Raw genomic sequence first — 18,918 nt, 5'->3', positions numbered from 1 at the left:
TTTCATTTGTTACACTTTTCTCGAAATTCTCTTCCAGATAACTCTTTATCTTTAAAGCGAGGGGATGAACCGTCTGCGTCACATCCGGCAGCGTCAAAGATGTTCTGAGCATCTCCGTGATTTCCAGGTACAAATTCTCATAGCTCTCTGCATTAGACAGCATGAATTCAAAGTCAATATTCGTCATTTGCGCCAACGGAAACTTTTCACAATAATATGCCAGTATAATATTCAGATATTTCAAAATCCGCTTCTGGCTGAGGTTATTCTGATCGCAGAATTCCAACAGTTCCTTCAAACTGGCGTTTATTCCCTTGGAATCATTTGCAGAAATCTTTTTATATATCTTCTGCACAATGGCATTGATTTCATTATCCTTATAAACCACAACCTGATCCTCTAAGAAGATCATTGCTGACTTTCCAAAAATAAATCTGCTGTACAAGGTAACCTTTAATTCATTATACATAGGTCCCACAGATGTAATATCTATTGTCCGCCTGTGGGTCATCAAAGTAACCGGAAGATTTGTCTGCTCCTTAAGACGGTTATAGACATTCTTCATTATCATATTTTGCAGTGCCGGATCCGCTGCTTCCAGAATTAAAATACGCTCAACGCTGCTGTTTCCATTAAAAACCCAGCTGGTAGCCTCTGTACAGTCCATTTGAACCAAATCCCGTTCCAGGTCTATCTCATTCCACACCTTCACTCCCGGCAGCATACTGTCGTCCGGTGACATCGGATAAGCTCCAATACAAATCAGAGCCAACATGCAGTCTCCGTCTATGATATCCTGACGCCCCTTATTTTCCAGCGTGCTCTTAATCAGATTATTCTTTGATTCCTGTTCTTTCTGCAAAGATATAATCCGTACCCTGTTCAGAATATCCGTGAGCATCTGCTTGGATATGGGTTTCAATAAATAGTCCAGTACCTGATAAGAAATAGCCTGCCGGGCATAATTGAAATCTTCAAATCCTGACAGTATAATGGTACATGGTTCGTATTGCCGGTCTTTCAATATCTGCAAAAATTCAAATCCATCCATAATGGGCATCTTAATATCAGTAAATACAACCTCCGGTAAATGCTTTTCATACAGATCTACAGCTTCCCTGCCATTTTCTGCTATGCCGGCCACCTCAAAATCCATGCCGCTATTTATAATCAGCTTTGCTAAAGCTTTCGCAATAAGCGGCTCATCCTCTGCGATTAATACCTTGATCAATTTAGATCCCCTCCAATTCTGATAACCAATCCACCCATATCATGATTTTGAATTCTGTAATAAACTTTCGGGTCAAGCATTTGAAACCTGACCATTGTATTCACAAGTCCCAGTCCTCCAATAGACAAACGTGACAGTTCAACCGGATTCTGGACCATCTGACTAATTCTGTCCTCAATCGCTGCGATCTCTTCCCTGGTCATCCCGCACCCATTGTCTTCGATCTCCACATACCATCCGCTCTCAGTGGCTGCCCCGCGAATTTTTATTTTCCAGGGAAATGGATTATTTGCAAATCCATGTTTAAAACAATTCTCCGCCAGCGGCTGTATGCTGATTTTAGGCACAAGAACATCCTCCAGCCGACCATCTGTCTCTATTTCATACTCCACTTTTCCATCATAACGCTCCCGCATCAGGCAGAGATAATCTTCCACATATTTAATCTCCCTGGGCAGCTTCGCCATACGTTCCTCATAAGAGGAGGAATATCTGATCATAGTCGATAATTTTTCACACAATACCGGAATCCTCTCATTGTCATCCTCGATCCCAACCGCACTGATAATGGCAAGTGTATTATAGAGAAAGTGAGGATTCATCTGTGCCTGAAGTGCCAGAAAATTAGATTTAATCTCATTTTCGATAGAACTGTTCAGGCGCTCAAACATCGCACGAAATGCCTTATTAATATTCTCTACCTCATCTATCTGGCTTTCATTATCAATCTGCAGAAACAAATTATTCAGACTTACCTCATTAACAGATTTATTTAGCAATTTCAAGGGCATTAAAAGTTTCTTAATTACAACAAATAGAAAAATTACATTTGCAGCCGTCAAAAGCACAATAAATCCCCACATAAACTTCGTAAATAAGCCCAGGGAACTCAGCAGACTCTTTTCGGACTGCATCACCACTGCCCGCCACCCAAAGTTTTCTCCTGTATTCCAGGTGATCAACTGCTGTTCCTTTCCCTCTGCCTCTTTTTGTTTCTCACTGATTCCCGCCGTCTCCAGACTCAGATTCTTCAGTAGCTGCAGCTTTGTATCCGCTTTCGTCCCACTGGAATATATCAGTGCACCTTCACTATCCAACAGGAACAGATTCATACTGCTGTTCTCCAATGCGAAAATCTTCTGTAATTCTTTTTTTGGTCTTTGTACTTCGATCAGTCCATAATTACGGCCATTTGTCGTACTTTTTAAGTTTCGGTATACAGAAACCGTCTCCTCTTCACTGTTTCTCCAGTAATCATCATGAATGGAAACCAGCCGCTTACTGTGTTTCGTCTGATCAATTTTTTCAATTATGCTATTTACCGGAATCTGTTTCAGACTCTCTTTCACCTTGTTATTATCTTCATTCAACACTCCATAGCTTAAATAATCCATATTATCATTATAAACGCAGATCTTCTCCACCACATCACCTGGTCCGTTTATCTTCATTAACACGGACTGCAGTTTTGCCTTTAAAACAGGATTGGCATCAAAATAGTTATTCTGTGCATTTTTATCCGTATTCTGAAAGCTCTCAAGGATAATTGAGTTTCCCATAACCTGCAGTGCGATCTTGTCCATATTATCCAGAAAAGTATCTACCTGATCTGTGATCTGTCTGGTAACCTCTTTCTGGTTATCTATGGCATTTTCCCGCGTACTTTTTCTGACATACTGATATAAGACTACGATCATGACAGAGATCACAATAAGAATTGCCAGATACGTATAAATCACCGTTTTTTCCAATTTATTTTTTAGCACGTTTGAATTCCTCTTTCGTTGGTATATTGTACAAAAGCATAAGACCCGTTACTCGTCAGAGCATATATTTAGCAGTCTCACATTAAGTGTCCGTCATTATTTTGTAAATGTAACATATTGTGTCTTATGATTATTTATTAGAATGGAGTTGTTTGAAGCTATTTTTTAACTTCTGAAGATTTTGCAGGAAAGTCTGAATATGGGGGCTGTAAAATAAGCCCCATTTTCCTGTTTGGAGAGTTTTTTTACAGCCCCTTTATCTTTTAATCCTCTGCAAGGCTGTTGAAGATCGGAAGCTTCCACTTCACATCATTATGGGTCATCCCATCCGACCTGTAAATTTTATACCCACAAAACAATTTTCTTAACATCTCTTCATTTATTCCATATTCATTGCAATGAGTAACCGCCAATGACTTTTTAACCGGGAATCCTTTACTGTCATTTTCTATCCGCTCTTTCAAATCAACCAGATCCAATGTCCCGTAACGTATGGTATCCTGGTATGAATTTGGTATATTTGTTAAGTCTGTAATCTGGGAATTAATCTCCTTTTTTGCACACTCTGTATCAAACCTGCCTGCTCCATGCCTTGTCATATACGTTCTCGTTACATAACATACCTCCACATCAGCATTTCTTTTTGCGATAATATCCATAGGATTTTTGATACCTGTACTGCTGGGTGTTAAATGCGGGGCATATTCTTGATTATTCTGATCCAGCAATAACCCTTGCGCCCCCTCAAAGATTACATAATCATAAAGATCCAGGATGCTGTCACCGGCAGATGAAATACTCTTCTTCATCTTGAGAAAATCATCTATATAATTCTCAATAATACATTCTTTGTATTCCAGAATTTTATTCCATTTATCTGGAACAGTATCCACTCCTAATTGTTTTAATCTTACCGGAAAATATTCTGAGACGATACGGTTTAAAATACTTCCCAATTGCTGCCTTGATAAATTGGAAAACCCGGATATGGTGCTCTCTATCCTGTACTCTTCATTTCTCACTTTCGTTTCAAATATGCCCACGCCACAGCTTCCATGCTTTGATTTTCCTCTGTATTCTTCTGCAATCTGATTTATCATCATATCAAACGGTGTTGTAATAAGCGCCTGATCGTGAACAAAAATTTGGGGTTCGATATTTTTACTTTTTAGTTCCGCCAGTTCTTTGTTATAAGTAATTGGATTTACTATAAACCGTGCGGATAAATAAGTATCTGCCCCGCACACAGCCCCGGAACCGAAATGATGAAAGACATGTCTTAACCCGGATGGAGAAACGACTGTATGGCCTTTCTGGGAGCCGCCATTATGGCAGATTACAAGACACGATTGATTCTTATCTTTTGCTTCTTTTGCAAAATAGTCTGTCATAAGGCCTTTACCCTCGTCTCCAAAATTTGCTCCTACAACTATTTTTACAGTTTTCATACAATCATCTCTCCTATCCTCTTAAAATTCAATCAGATCATTATTATCATTTATAACAGCCAGACCGCTGATTGCCCGGCTTACAACTAGCGCCGTTTCATCCTCCCAGGAATCTTCCACTTCTTTTACATCTTTTCCTGCCGCTATTTCCAAAATAGAAACAATAATTTCCGGTATTTTGGAGCAGTCAGATACGGCAATTGCTCTCTGCCCTAAGAGATTCGTCCATTTCGCTGCAACATCATCCCTGCCTATTCTCATGCCGGAACCCTCTTCAATCATCAGGTGATAGATTTCGTACTGCCTGGAAACTTCAGTTAGTAATTCATCTGCCGTTAAATCAGCCTGAATATCATCACCTGTAAATTTTTTAATAGCATTCTTTGATATGATATTTAAGAATGGTTCATCCCCCATTGTAAATAAAAAACCTTTCCTTCCATGTTTTTCATATGAATCAATTTTTGTATGTCTTGCAGCGAAATACCAGGGTAGTGTGTAAGATTCTCCATTGTTACCCCCGCCGCCTCTTTCAAAATAAATATTATTTAACTGTTCTGCAATCCGGATATCGGATTCGAACTGGGTTACCTGTAATGGATGACGATCACACTCCACATCCCCAAATGCCATGACCATTACCTGAGGGTCTTTAACCGGTTCTCTATCATAAATTTCATTAATCAGCGTATGTAGTTTTTTCGAAATAATTTCCAAAACACTGCTCATAGATCCCGTTACATCAAGACCTAAAATAATTGGTGTAGAATCAGGGTGTTCTTCTGAATCACAGGATTCTCTATAGGTTATGCCAACAGGTTCAAATTCTTTTTTAACAGAGATTGATTTATACATGTCACTTGCCGACGAGTCTGCCGTGTATCCTCTGCTTGCTGTATATCTGATCCAATCTTTACTTGTAAATGTTCCACATCCCATATCCATTCTCCTTTTCTTTCCATTAATTTTTAATTTCCATATGAATAAATTTTCTTCTGCCATATGAATCATTCAATGCCCGGTCCCATTTCACAAATTCTTCGTAAGGGTCTCTGCCGGAACCGCCAGTCAAAAAATGTATAAACGGCTCCGGCACCGATAAATCCATAGAAAGTTTTCTGCAGTTTACTTCTCCAAACAATTGCCTGCCCATCAGTTTTACCGATTCTAAATCCGTCAATGATGAAGATTTCTTATCTTCTTTCGCCGCAACAGGCATGATGGAAAAAATATCTCTGGATGTTCCGATCATCTTTTCGTTCTCACCTGTCGTATACCACCACCCCCCAAGCAATAAAATAGAATGATTATCCGGTGAGATAAAACAGTTATTGATATTGATACCATTGTGAACAAGCTTATTGTATTTGAGGAAACATGTTAAGCTACACAATCTGCTTATGATCCAGGCAACATGCCTGTCGTCTAATTTTCCTCCAAAATACGCAAGGACACTTTTAAGAGAAATAACGTGATCTGGCTTTTCCAACAGAATTACATATTCTCCGCCTTTTGTCTGAAAGGCATTCAGAATTCGGGGAAGAAACCTGCTTAAATCTGCTTTCATATGCTCATCCTGAAATTTCAGTCCGGAGATTCTCATTACAGCATTTTCAAAATATTTTTTCTTGTCTGAACCTAATACATATGCAATCCTGGTTTTAGTTTCATATCTTGTGCCCAGTTCAAAATCAAATGCTGCGTCATAATTTAATGCAATCTTTTCGTTATCATCCCGCCTGCTTACCAGAATATAATTGGATTTCTCCCAGGCTCCGGCCTCGGAGAGTTTCAATGCCTCACGATACAATTCTGTAATCCTGGAATATACTTCTGCTGCTCCTGGTGTACAATTGATATCCGGATGCCAGACTTTGACCAATTCTTTATATCTTGCCTTTATCATATCAATTCCATAAGGGAACAAATCACCGGTTTTGGATATTGATAAAATCTGTTCTGCTTTCAAAGTCCTCACCTCATCTTGGTTTCTTACAGCTTGATACTCACCTAATGGTTTCCCACGCATCTTTTATCCCTTAAAATCTTCCGCCCTTCTATAGATTTTACTGGGTCTATGGGCACCCACCTTTTTCATTTTACCGGTATCTTCTACTATATCCTGAATACTTTTCCGGAAATTTGCTTTGAATAAATTTTTGCCCAATAAAATCTCGTAGATTTTTTGTAATTCGGGCAATGTAAATTCTTCGGGCAGAAAATGAAAAGCAATTGTCGTGTATTCTGTTTTATTTTGTATGCGTTCTCTCCCGTATGCAATCATCTCTTTATGATCAAATGCCAGTTTATACTGTTCGGAAAGAATTTCCGTTACATCCATAAACAGAACTTCCGTTACCCGCTTGCCGATGCTCTCCGCAAGCAGCTCTCTGGGAATCAGAGCCATATATGAGACAGAAATTACCCGGTTTCTTGGGTCTCGTCTGCAGTCATCCCCCCATGTATATAATTGTTCCAGATAGATATTCTCCGTAATCCCTGTCTCCTCCTCAAGACATCTCCTGGCAGCGTGAGACAGCGTCTCGTCCTCGGCTACCGCAACTCCCGGCAGCGCCAGAGCCCCTTTGAACGGCTCCTCATTTCTTCGAACCATTAATACTTTCAGCTTGTCATCTTCAATTGTCATAATTAAAAAATCCACAGCAACTGCAATTTTTTCATGTCTGAATGCATTCATATTTAAACTAAATCCTTTCTTTGAAATAGTTAGTAGCTTTTTTATACTTTTATATTAGTATAATTTTACTACTAAGTCAAGTCTTATTTGAAAATATATTTAAATCATGGTGCCCACAGCAGTCCGAGAACAATTGGTGAACACGCTATTGCTACATCAAACAATTTATCTTAAATTTGGGTTTCGCTGATTAAGACGCTTTGTAAATGATAGGTAGTGTACAGAAAGATGGGTGTGGAAAACTGGTATGGGCTCCGTCAGCTGGCCGCAGAACTGGTATTTTCTAACCTTTCCGTACACTACCTATATCTACAAAGCGTCATTAATCACCTAACCCCCAACACAATAGAAAAAGCATCCATGAACAAAAGCTGTTCATGGATGCTGGTTTCTCCCGGCATTCCCCCTTATTCTGTTGGATTCCCCAGTCCCCCAGTCCGTGACGTATAAAATGTTCACTGCCGGAATGATGATAAATAGAAGGATAATCCTGCTGCTGCCCCACGGAATAATATCCCAGAAGCTGCCTTCCCCGCAGTGATTTTTTACTTTCATCTTATACTCTTAATTTCTAATTCAGTATTACCTGCATCTTGTACTATAATCGTCCTTTCTTCCCCTGGAAGCATATTAAAATAATTATCGCTGCATTTGTAGTTTCCGGCTATATACACACCGCACACATACCCCCCGGCCCTTAACACAAGCTTTTTATCATTTCCGATTACCTTTTCTTCCATAACCTCCACAGGACTCTTTGCATACTTCAGCCGGCTGTTGGGGCAGGTGTATAGCATTGCATGATCAATGCCGTCATCATATACATACAGCATATATGATCCGCATTCTAAGTCATAGTCACCTAATTTTTCTTTTAATACCTGCATCCTTGACCCGGCGGGAACTTCAAATACCATTTCTCTGGTGTCACTGATTTTCCCATCAAATGATACATAACCAAATTTCACTTTGCAGCGCAGTTTTTCCTTTGTATCGTTGATTCCCCGGATAAGAATACAGTCATCCGCCTGCCTGATAATAAATTTCTTATGGGCAAATGCCCTTTTAACCCCGTAATAAGAAATCTTTCTCCTCAAATAGTAATCTATAACTGTCCATCCAACTTCTCCCCAGGCGTCATTATACATCCAGAAAAGCGCTCCACCGCAGTCTTCCTGAAAACGGAATGACTCCAGGGAATATTCATAGACATCTCCCTGTACAAGCCCGCCATACAGAATAAATTCGCTCTCTGTAAGCTCATGATTCTCAGGCAGATAGTTTTGTACAATGGCTTTCCCCAAGGTATCTTTCATTGTCACGTTTGTATGGGATTTCCACAGCTTTCCATTCATATCCAGATCTCCGTCTCCCAGATATTCCTTGATACTCTCTAAGCAGCATGGTCCGAGAACACCATATTCACTTACGAACTTTGTTTTGATAGCATCATAACTCTTTAAATCCAAAGCTTCCCGGATATCATTACTTACAAATCCATGACTCCACAGATGTGCATCACCACAGTCTAAATCATTTGCATTCTTCCCGCCATATGGAGAGCTGTTCCAATAGGGTATGTAGGGACAATTCATCCAAACCACTTCCTTAGAAAGGACATTTGGAATCCAAAGTCCATATTGATTTTGATAAGACGGTTTTATTTTCCATCTGTCCAGGAATTCGGGATTGGAAAAAATCCAGTGGTTCTCATTCGTGCCGCAAAAAAGTGCAATGCAGGAATGTGTCCGCAGCCGCTTTGCCTGATAGGCATATTCAGAACGTATTTCATTTTCAAACCACGCCTGCTGTTCCGGATATGCACCGCATGCCAGCATAAAGTCCTGCCACACCAATATTCCTTTCTCGTCACAGAGATCATAGAACAGTTCTCTTTCGTATAATCCGCCACCCCAAATGCGGATCATATTGAAATTAGCCTCAACTGCCTCCTCTAGTAATGTACGGTATTTTTCCGCTGTAACCCTTGCATATATAAAATCATTTGGTATCCAGTTCGCTCCCTTACAAAATATCTCCTGTCCGTTCACGATAAATTTAAAATTTCTGGTCCCATCCTCCAAAACCGGCGTATCTATACTGATTTTTCTGATACCATAGTTAAAAACTGGCCAGCTTTCATTCGTATCTGCGCATCGTGCCGTTATTTCCACCTGGTAAAGGGGCTGTTCTCCATAACCGGCAGGCCACCAAAGCTCTGCTTCCTGGATTTCCATTTCCTGATTAATATAATTTGTGCCGGATGTGAGCAGGATATCGGGAATCGTTTTGCATGCAGCAATTTTGCCGTCCTTTCGAATTACAATTTCCAGATCACAATCAACCGTATCCACGATATTTAAGTTTTCTGCATTAACCATCACGTTTAATAATGCCAGCTTCCCATCCCCATCCTTCTTAATCTCTTTTGTTTCAATTCCAACTTCGCGGATCGCAATCTTATTATAAGCTCGGACAAAGGCTTGTCCGGTAATGCCAACGGAAACCAGCCGCGGTCCCCAGTCCCAGCCAATATTATACTGGGGCCGCCTTACCATTGTCCTTCTGTGATCACCCCTGTCACTGTCATTAAAGTCGCTTTCAGCGGTAACGGCACAATCAATTTGAGCCAGATCCTTTATAGATATATTTTCAAGCCCACTGGTGAGCCGAACCGACAGTTTATTATCCCCATTTACTAAAAATCTTTTTATCTCACAAATAAACGGATAATGTACATTTTGATGAGATCCAATATATTGATCATTTAAAAATATATCGCTGTTCGTATCCAGGCCTTCCAGCACTAACTCTATGACTTCGTTTTCCATGCCGATGTCAGCGGATGAAAAATGCTTTTGAAACCACCAGGAGCGTTCTTCCATCCATTTGGATTCATAACTGTTATCTCCTTCTAAGGGTTCCTTAATGACACCGGCATCTATCAGAGGCATGCGGACATCCACCGGTAAATCACACTTATACCACCCCTCATTTATTTTATTTATATCGGCAAGATATTGCCTGTCCCAACTAAAAGGAGCTTCATGAAGCACCCATGATTTATTTAATTTTGTAATATTCATCTCTTTTCACCTAACCTTTCACCGCTCCGGCAACCATGCCTTTTATAATATGTTTTGAAAAAATGAAATAAGCTGCCATTGCAGGCAAAATTGCTAATAACATAGAAGTCATCATTCTTGGATAGTTTGTAGTAAACTGCCCTTTAAATAATGCTATTCCCACCGGAAGTGTCATATATTTTTCTGAATTCGTAAGGATCAGGGCAAAGGTAAATTCATTCCACGATCCAAAAAACTGAATAATTCCTATGGTCACAAGTATTGGTTTACACATGAAGAGGACAATTGAGAAAATGGTTCTTTCCCTGGAGCATCCATCTATGGCTGCTGCTTCTTCTACCTCTACCGGTATGGTCCTGACATAGCTTTCCACCAGAAACACAGCCAGGGGAAGCCCCATTGCGGTATATGGAAGTACTAATGTAAACCAATGGTCTGTCAGATGTAACTTCGTAAACATTACATACATTGGGACCATGATTGCATGCACGGGAACCAGCATTCCCAGTAAAAAAAATGTATAGGTAGATTTTCGCCCCGGAAAATTATACCGGGATAACAGGTATCCAATCATAAACCCAAACAGCAGTATAAAAAACAAGGCAAGCAGGCTATAGCGCAAACTGTTCCATACCCATACCAGAAATTTACTGTTAGTCAGAATCTCCTGATAGTAGGAAAAATTGATTTGTGTTGGCAGCGCAACGGGATTCTGATAAAATTCCGATTTTGTTTTAAAGGAAGAGTAGACAAGCCAAACCAAAGGATAAATACAGGAAAGGGAAAATATGATTAAGAGGAAATTGGGAATGATATGTATTACCTTTAATTTATTTTTTTTCATCTTCATTTTTCCCTCCTGCCAGCCTGTTAAGCGGAACCTGTGTGCCCAAAATAAATATCAGGCTTACAATCAGGATCACAATGGACATTGCGCTGCCATATCCCATTTTATAGGACGTAAATGATGTATTATATGCATACATTGCCATAACGCTGCTGGAGTATCCCGGACCGCCGGATGTCATCGCATATATAATATCGAATGCCTTCATATTTCCGGCAATACAAAGGGTAATACAAACTATAAGCGTATTCTTTATAAGGGGAACCGTGATATATAATGCCTTTTTCCAACCGACTGCACCATCTATCTCAGCCATTTCAAGTACCTGGGGATCGATGGATGACATACCGGAGAGCATTATCACCATATAGTATCCAATAAATTGCCATATGATTGGAATAGCAACCAGCAGCATGATGATCTTCGGATTATTGAGCCAGGGCTGCACTTTACTTTCCAATCCCACCATTTTAAGAACGGCATTGAGCAGCCCGTACTCATAGTTATAAATCAGGTTCCAGATAAATCCAACAATAACTGCCGAAAGCACCGATGGAAAATAGCACATTGTCCGGTGAAACCCCTTAAATTTTACATGCCTGCTGCCCAGAAATGTTGCAAATATAAATGCCAGCCCAATCTGGAAAATCAAACATACTGCCACCAGGTAAATATTATTCAGCAGGGATTTGATAAAGATCTTATCCTGAATAACATCCACAAAGTTTTTAATCCCTATAAAGGTCTTATTTACACCCCCATTCCAGTCAAAAAATCCATAATATAAAGCCAGTAAAATGGGAACAAACAGTATAACTGCATACCATAATACTCCTGGAAGTAAATACAAATATATTTTATGTTTAACTAATTTTAAGCCATGACTCATTCTTCCACCACCATTCATCTTTTCACTATTAAGCAGGGTAAACCGTTTTTCTGCATTTAGAAACTATTTCTTTATATTGTCCTGATCCACCTGTATCTCCTGTGCAAGTTCCTCCGGTTTCTTTGTTCCGTTTAGCAGTTCCTGCAATCCTGAATTCATTGTCTCAATAACTGCTGCATTCATTTGCAAATCATAAATCGGAACAATATTCTTATCCTTTGTCAGTGCCACAAAGTCCTTCACCAGCTGAGACTGTCCGGACATGCCTGAATCATCCACATTCATCGGTGTTACAAGGCCATATTCTTTCATAGCATATTCTGCCATTTCAAACCCGTTTAGATAAATAATATAATCCATTGCCATTTTCAGTTTATCACCCGTTAGCTTTTTATTGACGCACCAAAACCATCCGCAGCCCCCAGTCACATCCTGTTGTTCGGAACCATCCAGGTTCGGCAGCATGGCAACTTTTGTATTTTTTAACACCTCTTCATCATAGGACGCTATATTTCCCAGTCCCCATGAGGCATTAATGACAGCAGACACCTTTTTCTGCCCATACAGCTCAAATCCCTGTGCATCATTAATGGTATTAAAATCTTCGTTGAAGAGTTTATCCTCCGCCATTTTCTGGAAGTGCGCCAGTGCATCCACAAATGCCTGGTCTGTAAATTTGGCTTTTCCATCATTCTTAATAATACTTTCGGTCCATTCACTTCCGGTATGTAAATCACCTATCCCTGAAAAGATATAGGATTCTGCCGGCCATTTGTCCTGATTCCCCATACCGAACATAGGGATTCCTTTTTCCAGAAATTTCTCAGAGGCTTTATAGATGTCATCCCAATTATCCGGAAACGTATCATACCCGATTGATTTCCATAACTCTTCATTGTATAAAACGACTGAGGAAAGTGCCAGCTGCCCCGTCATTCCATATATCTTACCGTCCCTTGTTGCCGCGTCAAAAACACCCGGCTTATAATTGCCTTTGTGTTCATATTGATCCAGATACTCATTCACTGGTGCCAATAAATCATTGTCTATGAAGTTATCCATCCAGGAACCTTTCACCATGAATATATCCGGCAGTTCGTTCACTGCTGCCTGAGCCTGGATCTTGGTAGAATAATCATCATGAGACATTACCTGGCTGACCACTTTAATATCCGGATGCTCCTTCTGCCATGCTTCCGACATAGTCAGATGGGCATCTCCCTGATTATTCGTAGCCCGGTCTTCTTCTGTAAAATTGTGCATTACCGTAAGCTCAATTCCTTTGCTGCTATCTGAATCCTCACCGCTATTTCCTCCGCAGGCACACAAACTGAATGACATCGCTGCTGCTAAAACTACTGCTGTTATTCTCTTTTTCATATTCCTTTCCTCCTTCGACCACAAAAGTATTGGTTTTTGACATCCCAATCGTTCTTTACTGACTGGTGCCTGTCTGTTTACAATACTATTCTACAACTATCCTCAATCTTCTAAAACCTGTATTTTCATTGGGAATATCCTTATAATTTGCAATCTTTACCCTTAATCTGATTTGACTGGCATATGATATCCTTAAATATTGCTAAATATCCTCAATTCTTGTCATATCAAACTAATTTGCATGAAAGTTATATATTGTATAGATATTAATCTGATTTTTTTCTGTATCTTGTTTTTATTTTATAGAAATAATGGTATAATTCATAATTAGAAAACTTATCTCAGGGGGATAAAATATGAAACTGCAATTTAAAAGACCGATTACCATGCGCAGGCAGATACTTGTACTTTTTGTTTTACTGATGCTGATACCATTCATACTCTTAGTGTTAATTGCAGATATTATTTTTACTACCCATGCACAAAATGACCTTAAAACTATATATAACAGCAATGTGACGGAGATGGCTAACAGTCTTGATACCCTGTTCACAAATGCAACTGACCTGACACTTTTTCCTTTAACTGAAGATTCAATGCGCACTTATCTAACAATACCAAGTTCAAACCCCGATTTTTTAAGAAAGAAACAAAAAAGCTCAAATATCCGAAATTTAATACCTTATGGTTATCGGGAAGGGATTTTAAGTATTGGACTTTACCGGGAAGACGGAGACTATATAATTACAGACAATACGGTCAAATACACAGAAACTGATTATGAGAATGTCAGAAAACATGATTTGCTTCCTTTCTGGTATTTTCCATCGGACGAACAATCTATCTTTTTACTTCGGCATTTCAGAAACCCAACAAATTTTTCCGAGTATGCAGGATACATCAAACTCCGGCTGAGTTTATCCTATGTAACGTCAAAAATGAGTAATCATCTGCAGAATGAAGAGACCTCCTATTTTTTAATCACACCTAACAACGCTCTTCTTATTGAAGTTAATACCGGTCAGTCTGACACGCTCTATCAAAAGTTCTCTTTTACATATGAAGAGCTAAAACAAAAGGCTGAGTCTGGTCAGCCAAGTACGATACAGAATAATTGTATCATCTCACAGCATCTGCTCTCAAACGGGCTGATACTGTACAGTATTGCAGCTCCCCATATAATCTCCGAAGTGAGGCACGCATTCTGGCCAAGCATGCTAATGGCTTCCACTGCCGTAATGCTATTATCGTTTATGCTGTCATTTTACTTCTCCAAAAAGATTACGATACCCCTGGAGACACTTGGTGAAAAAATGACGAATCTGACAACAGGGAATTTTTCCAGCCGGGCTGATATTGAAGGCTGTCAGGAAATCTCCATGCTGACAGATCGTTTTAATAATATGGCGGGACAGTTGGAAATTCTATACAATAAAGTTTATCTGGGGGAATTAAAGCTAAAACAATCACAGCTGGATGTACTGGAAACACAGATAAATCCCCACTTTCTTTATAACACCCTGGACACCATATATTGGATGGCTAAACTGGGGGAAACAGAAAAAGTAAGCTTAATGGTATCCAATTTATCACAGATGATGCAGATGACGCTCTCGGCTAAAACAAAAGATAAAGTTACTTTGTTTGATGAACTGAAACACCTCACCTGCTACATCGTGATCCAGGATATACGGCATAATGGCAAGATTCTTTTTGATGTAAAATGCAATGATGATATAAAGGGTTTCCAGGTTTTAAGCTTTCTCCTGCAGCCCCTTGTGGAAAATGCGCTTCATCATGGTTTATCCAGCTATTCAAACGGCATTATCCATGTACATATATACCGGTCAGGTAATGATCTTATTTACGAGGTTGCCAATAACGGAACCCCCATAAATCCCGATGAAATCACTACTCTTCTGAATTCCGGAAAACCCGCCCTGAAAGGGTTTGCCCTAAAGAATATCATAGAGAGGCTGCAGCTTAGGTACGGCGAACCCTATTCACTTACTTACTTTTTAGATGGGGATTTTAGCGTGTTCCGGATAAATCAACCAATTGAAGGAGATGAAAATGATGACAAAAATACTGATTGTTGATGATGAGGATTTTATCCGTAAAGGAATGATATATACCATTCCCTGGGAAGATAACGGATTTACTGTATTCGAGGCAGCAAACGGTCAGGAAGCCTTTGAAGTCTCCCTGCAGCAGCGTCCGGACATTGTTTTAGCAGATATTCAGATGCCTGTTATGAATGGACTTGAACTGGCGGAAAAGTTACATTCTGTTCTGCCTAACACCAAAATTATCATTTTGACTGCCTTTGGCAGCGAAGAAAATTTATTAAAAGCAATCAACTTTAAAGTAAGCGCCTTTCTGATTAAAAGCGCATGCAGTGAAAAAATTTTGGAAACGGTCATCAGAATCCGGGATGAAACCGCAGCTTACAATGATCAAACTGAAAAACTGAATCATATACAGCAGATCTATACAGAAAACCAGCCGCTGTTAAAATCAAGCCTGCTGCTACGATTTATCCGCAAACAGATCTCATACCCACATTTTTGCAGAAAATATGCCGATTTAGGGGGCGATACAGACATGCCTTCTCTGAGCGTTGGTTTGATGAAGGTAAATTTTGATGATGAAAATTACATCCTTGGGCAATTACTATTTTATTTTGCTGACTTTAACCCTATCTGCTTTTTTGATGACCAAAAAAATGTCATACTGATCCTGAATACAGCAAAAAAGGAACTTACCCCTCAAATGTTTGAACAGATACTACCCAGCATTCAGCCAATATTATTCGGAAATTTCATAACGATCATGAATTCCATTACGTCCTTTACATTTTTACCCATGGCATATGAAATATTAAATCAGACACTGGATAATTGCTTCTGGAGCAAGTCTGCATACCGGATTATCGAACCTACCAGGGAAATTGCAATAAACGACCCGAATATACCATATAATCATGAATCGCAGATCATCCGCAGTATTATTAACCGCGACCAGCACCAATTTATGGCATCCCTATCCTCTTACTATCATTATATGGAACAAAATATGGTACTAAGAAGCGTTTTTCTGGAATCCGTCATGCACATTCTGGTGGTAATTTCCTCTATTCAGAATACGGACCTGGAATTTGATAAAATGAAGGAATTCATATGGGCACTGGAGACACCACAGGAAATTATCGAACAGCTTCGCACCCTCGCATTTCCGGAACCTTCCAGAAATTGTACCAGAGCAGTATCGGATGCCATCTCTTACATGAAAGAACACTTTACAGAAGACCTGCATCTGGAAGATGTTGCAAATGCAGTATTTTTATCACCGGGATATCTTTGCCGCATCTTCAAGCGGGAGACCACTCACTCATTTACAGAGTACCTGCATATCCTGCGGATCGAAAAAGCAAAAGAACTGATTGAGAAAACAGATTATAAATATTATGAAATTGCGGAAAAAGTGGGATATAAAAATTACAAATATTTTTCGGCTTATTTCAATAAAATTGCAGGGTGCAGCGCAAAAAATTATTATATGGAGCATATAAAAAAAAGCGGTGACAATTCTTACAGCGATCATTCTCCCCAATAAATTCAGGGTGCTGCCCACCCTGGTATGAAACCCAGTGCGGCAGCACCCTTCTGACTGTGTTGCAACTGCAAACGATCTATGCAACGGATATCTTCCGGAATCGTACCATCGGGTTTGGGACTAAACTACCACGCTGCACCCTCTCATACCTTAATTTAATAAAGAAACGATATTTGAGGCGATACTAGACAAGCCGGCTTCTCTTCCGTCTCATAGATTCCATACTTTTTCTCTGTATATGGTATTGCATTGCCCTTCCATACCACACCTTCCTCAAGCAAATTTGTCACTTCTACTTCTTTCATAACCTGATCGGGGAAATCTGCTTTCTTATCATTCACCCACACTTGAAAGGTATCACACACATCCCCCAGCTTTAGAATATATCTCTGTCCAGCTCATTCCACGGCCGAAGCTCTTTAATTGCAATTGGTTCTCCCCATTTTTGGAATCCGCTTCGTAAGAAAGATCCTTCCCCATCCTCATATGGACAAAACTTTTCCAACTCCAACCTATCGAAGATGATCGTCCCCAGTGTGTGCTCTGTCGCCTTTTCATCTGCATAAGCATTAGCATTTTGCAATCCATTTTCTACCCTTTCATCTGCCTTATTCTTCCAGGCCACCATTCTGAATGACTCTCTGATACCAGTAAAAAGAATCTTTCGGTATTCTTTCCAATGTTCTGTAATCAACATAGATCAGACCAAACCGCGGGTCACAGCCCTCTGCCCACTCAAAGTTATCCATAATAGACCATGCCGTATAGCCAATTACCGGTATCCCGTCTTTCATCACTTGGTGTAATGCACTCAGATACTGGTACATATAATCAATCCGCTGTGGATCATGGACCTTTCCATCTCTCATTACAAAATCTAGATTGGACATACCATTTTCTGTGATGAGAATCGGAAGGTTATAACGTTCATAGAGGAACTTCGGTGACCAGTAGAGCACTTTGGGTGTGATTGCCCACCCCATTTGTGTACGTGGCATACCAGGCCATCCCAAATCCGGCGCTTCTGTATCTGCATTGTAGTTGTTTGCAAAATACACATTATAACCAAAGTAATCCAATGGCTGGCTAATAAATTTCAATTCCTCCTCGGAAAGGATTTCATCTAGATATTTGGGTGCCTTTCCAAGTACCATCGGATCCGCCCACCAATTTGCAGCCATAGAAAATCCCTTTTCAATATCAAACATCTCACTTCTTGCTTTTTCGATTCCGGCTTCCGTTTCATCATAAGCCACAAAGTTTCTCGCATTCAACGCAAATCCAATCTGTGGGTCTGCCAGTTTAGAGCGTTCTCTAATCAGTTGCACACCATGGCCATGGCAAAGCAATACATTTTTGCTAATTTGCGCCAAATCACGGAATTTCTGCTCTTCGCTCATACGATTGATCTTAAACGGCGCTTGCCGTCCTTCAAAGTAACCAAATCCAATGAAACACGCAGGTTCATTAAAAGTCATCCAGTATCGCACTTTATCGGAAAGTGCATCAATAACAATCTTCGCATATTCTGTAAATTCATTTATAATCTGTGAGTTCTCCCACCCACCTTCGTTGTAGGCCCACATTGGCAAATCCCAGTGATATAGTGTACAAAACGGCTCAATCCCTGCCTGTACCAACTCATCTGCTAGATTTCGGTAGAATTGAAGCCCTTTTTCATTTATCACTCCACGCTCGGGCATTACACGCGGCCAGCTAACTGAAAAGCGATAACTTTTCAGTCCCAACTCTTTCATCAAGGCTACATCCTCTTTATAACAATGATAATGATCGCAGGTCACATCTCCATTTACATTTCGCTTGATATGTCCCTTACTTGTTGCATCCCATATACTGTCTGTTTTGCCATCCTCACTTCTTGCACCTTCCACCTGGAAAGACGCGCTTGCTGCTCCCCATAAAAAATTCTCTGGAAATTTTTTCATTTTATCCTCCTA

Annotated in this window: 16 protein-coding genes; 2 read left to right on the top strand and 14 right to left on the bottom strand. The window is 39.9% G+C overall.

Annotated features, from left to right (window positions below; genetic code table 11):
* The 11 genes from RHS_RS30075 to RHS_RS04370 all read right to left on the bottom strand — a co-directional run.
* Positions 1-1,231 (bottom strand): response regulator (locus RHS_RS30075; RefSeq protein WP_395021267.1); only part of this gene is annotated, 1,231 nt, incomplete at its 3' end.
* Entirely contained in the window at positions 1,228-2,997 is a 1,770-nt protein-coding gene (locus RHS_RS04415; protein WP_047832424.1) for a sensor histidine kinase, read from the bottom strand. The genes RHS_RS30075 and RHS_RS04415, both read right to left, overlap by 4 nt.
* 263 nt (positions 2,998-3,260) lie before the next feature.
* Entirely contained in the window at positions 3,261-4,445 is a 1,185-nt protein-coding gene (locus tag RHS_RS04410) for an adenylosuccinate synthetase (protein ID WP_395021264.1), read from the bottom strand.
* Positions 4,446-4,466: 21 nt separating this feature from the next.
* Positions 4,467-5,384 (bottom strand): hypothetical protein, encoded by a 918-nt coding sequence (locus RHS_RS04405; RefSeq protein WP_044294445.1) that lies wholly within the window; start codon positions 5,382-5,384, stop codon positions 4,467-4,469.
* A gap of 22 nt (positions 5,385-5,406) precedes the next feature.
* Positions 5,407-6,414, bottom strand: a complete 1,008-nt coding sequence (locus RHS_RS04400) for a hypothetical protein (protein WP_047832423.1) — start codon at positions 6,412-6,414, stop codon at positions 5,407-5,409.
* 63 nt (positions 6,415-6,477) lie between these two features.
* Positions 6,478-7,143 (bottom strand): NUDIX domain-containing protein, encoded by a 666-nt coding sequence (locus RHS_RS04395; protein ID WP_044294320.1) that lies wholly within the window; start codon positions 7,141-7,143, stop codon positions 6,478-6,480.
* A gap of 375 nt (positions 7,144-7,518) precedes the next feature.
* Positions 7,519-7,698: a hypothetical protein gene (locus RHS_RS04390; RefSeq protein ID WP_044294319.1), complete on the bottom strand. Its 180-nt coding sequence runs from the start codon at positions 7,696-7,698 to the stop codon at positions 7,519-7,521.
* On the bottom strand, positions 7,695-10,229 hold the full coding sequence (locus RHS_RS04385; protein ID WP_044294318.1) for a sugar-binding domain-containing protein: 2,535 nt from the start codon (positions 10,227-10,229) through the stop codon (positions 7,695-7,697). The genes RHS_RS04390 and RHS_RS04385 overlap by 4 nt, the downstream gene beginning before the upstream one ends.
* A 10-nt stretch (positions 10,230-10,239) precedes the next feature.
* A complete protein-coding gene (locus RHS_RS04380) occupies positions 10,240-11,079 on the bottom strand; it encodes a carbohydrate ABC transporter permease (protein WP_052430750.1) in 840 nt (279 codons plus the stop codon).
* Complete coding sequence (locus RHS_RS04375) at positions 11,060-11,965, bottom strand: carbohydrate ABC transporter permease (RefSeq protein ID WP_044294316.1); 906 nt, start codon at positions 11,963-11,965, stop codon at positions 11,060-11,062. Before RHS_RS04375 ends, RHS_RS04380 begins: the two co-directional genes overlap by 20 nt.
* A 63-nt stretch (positions 11,966-12,028) precedes the next feature.
* Entirely contained in the window at positions 12,029-13,345 is a 1,317-nt protein-coding gene (locus tag RHS_RS04370) for an ABC transporter substrate-binding protein (RefSeq protein WP_044294315.1), read from the bottom strand.
* A gap of 356 nt (positions 13,346-13,701) precedes the next feature.
* On the opposite strand from RHS_RS04370, the gene RHS_RS04365 reads away from it, so the two are divergent.
* Complete coding sequence (locus RHS_RS04365; protein WP_047832422.1) at positions 13,702-15,444, top strand: sensor histidine kinase; 1,743 nt, start codon at positions 13,702-13,704, stop codon at positions 15,442-15,444.
* A complete protein-coding gene (locus RHS_RS04360; protein ID WP_160295787.1) occupies positions 15,419-16,960 on the top strand; it encodes a response regulator in 1,542 nt (513 codons plus the stop codon). The genes RHS_RS04365 and RHS_RS04360 overlap by 26 nt, the downstream gene beginning before the upstream one ends.
* Before the next feature lie 155 nt (positions 16,961-17,115).
* On the opposite strand, the gene RHS_RS04355 is transcribed toward RHS_RS04360, so the two are convergent.
* The 3 genes from RHS_RS04355 to RHS_RS04345 are packed head-to-tail and all read right to left on the bottom strand — an operon-like array spanning position 17,116 to position 18,906.
* The gene (locus RHS_RS04355) at positions 17,116-17,325 is read right to left on the bottom strand and encodes a hypothetical protein (protein WP_027292146.1); all 210 of its coding nucleotides are present in this window, start codon (positions 17,323-17,325) and stop codon (positions 17,116-17,118) included.
* Positions 17,326-17,336: 11 nt separating this feature from the next.
* On the bottom strand, positions 17,337-17,588 hold the full coding sequence (locus RHS_RS04350; RefSeq protein WP_047832421.1) for a hypothetical protein: 252 nt from the start codon (positions 17,586-17,588) through the stop codon (positions 17,337-17,339).
* Complete coding sequence (locus tag RHS_RS04345; protein ID WP_047832420.1) at positions 17,569-18,906, bottom strand: glycoside hydrolase family 1 protein; 1,338 nt, start codon at positions 18,904-18,906, stop codon at positions 17,569-17,571. Before RHS_RS04345 ends, RHS_RS04350 begins: the two co-directional genes overlap by 20 nt.
* Between the last annotated feature and the right edge of the window lie 12 nt (positions 18,907-18,918).

This window comes from Robinsoniella sp. RHS, assembly GCF_001029355.1.
Classification (GTDB): Bacteria; Bacillota; Clostridia; order Lachnospirales; family Lachnospiraceae; genus Robinsoniella; species Robinsoniella peoriensis.
Note: the sequence above shows the minus strand (reverse complement) of the source record. Positions and strands in the feature narration are given on the sequence as shown.

Coding starts and splice junctions, on each gene's coding strand:
- RHS_RS04375 (WP_044294316.1), bottom strand. CDS start 11,965: ATGAGTCATGGCTTAAAATTAGTTAAACATAAAATATATTTGTATTTA.
- RHS_RS04345 (WP_047832420.1), bottom strand. CDS start 18,906: ATGAAAAAATTTCCAGAGAATTTTTTATGGGGAGCAGCAAGCGCGTCT.
- RHS_RS04390 (WP_044294319.1), bottom strand. CDS start 7,698: ATGAAAGTAAAAAATCACTGCGGGGAAGGCAGCTTCTGGGATATTATT.
- RHS_RS04410 (WP_395021264.1), bottom strand. CDS start 4,445: ATGAAAACTGTAAAAATAGTTGTAGGAGCAAATTTTGGAGACGAGGGT.
- RHS_RS04395 (WP_044294320.1), bottom strand. CDS start 7,143: ATGAATGCATTCAGACATGAAAAAATTGCAGTTGCTGTGGATTTTTTA.
- RHS_RS04365 (WP_047832422.1), top strand. CDS start 13,702: ATGAAACTGCAATTTAAAAGACCGATTACCATGCGCAGGCAGATACTT.
- RHS_RS04405 (WP_044294445.1), bottom strand. CDS start 5,384: ATGGGATGTGGAACATTTACAAGTAAAGATTGGATCAGATATACAGCA.
- RHS_RS04385 (WP_044294318.1), bottom strand. CDS start 10,229: ATGAATATTACAAAATTAAATAAATCATGGGTGCTTCATGAAGCTCCT.
- RHS_RS04370 (WP_044294315.1), bottom strand. CDS start 13,345: ATGAAAAAGAGAATAACAGCAGTAGTTTTAGCAGCAGCGATGTCATTC.
- RHS_RS04360 (WP_160295787.1), top strand. CDS start 15,419: ATGATGACAAAAATACTGATTGTTGATGATGAGGATTTTATCCGTAAA.
- RHS_RS04350 (WP_047832421.1), bottom strand. CDS start 17,588: ATGGTGGCCTGGAAGAATAAGGCAGATGAAAGGGTAGAAAATGGATTG.
- RHS_RS04380 (WP_052430750.1), bottom strand. CDS start 11,079: ATGAAGATGAAAAAAAATAAATTAAAGGTAATACATATCATTCCCAAT.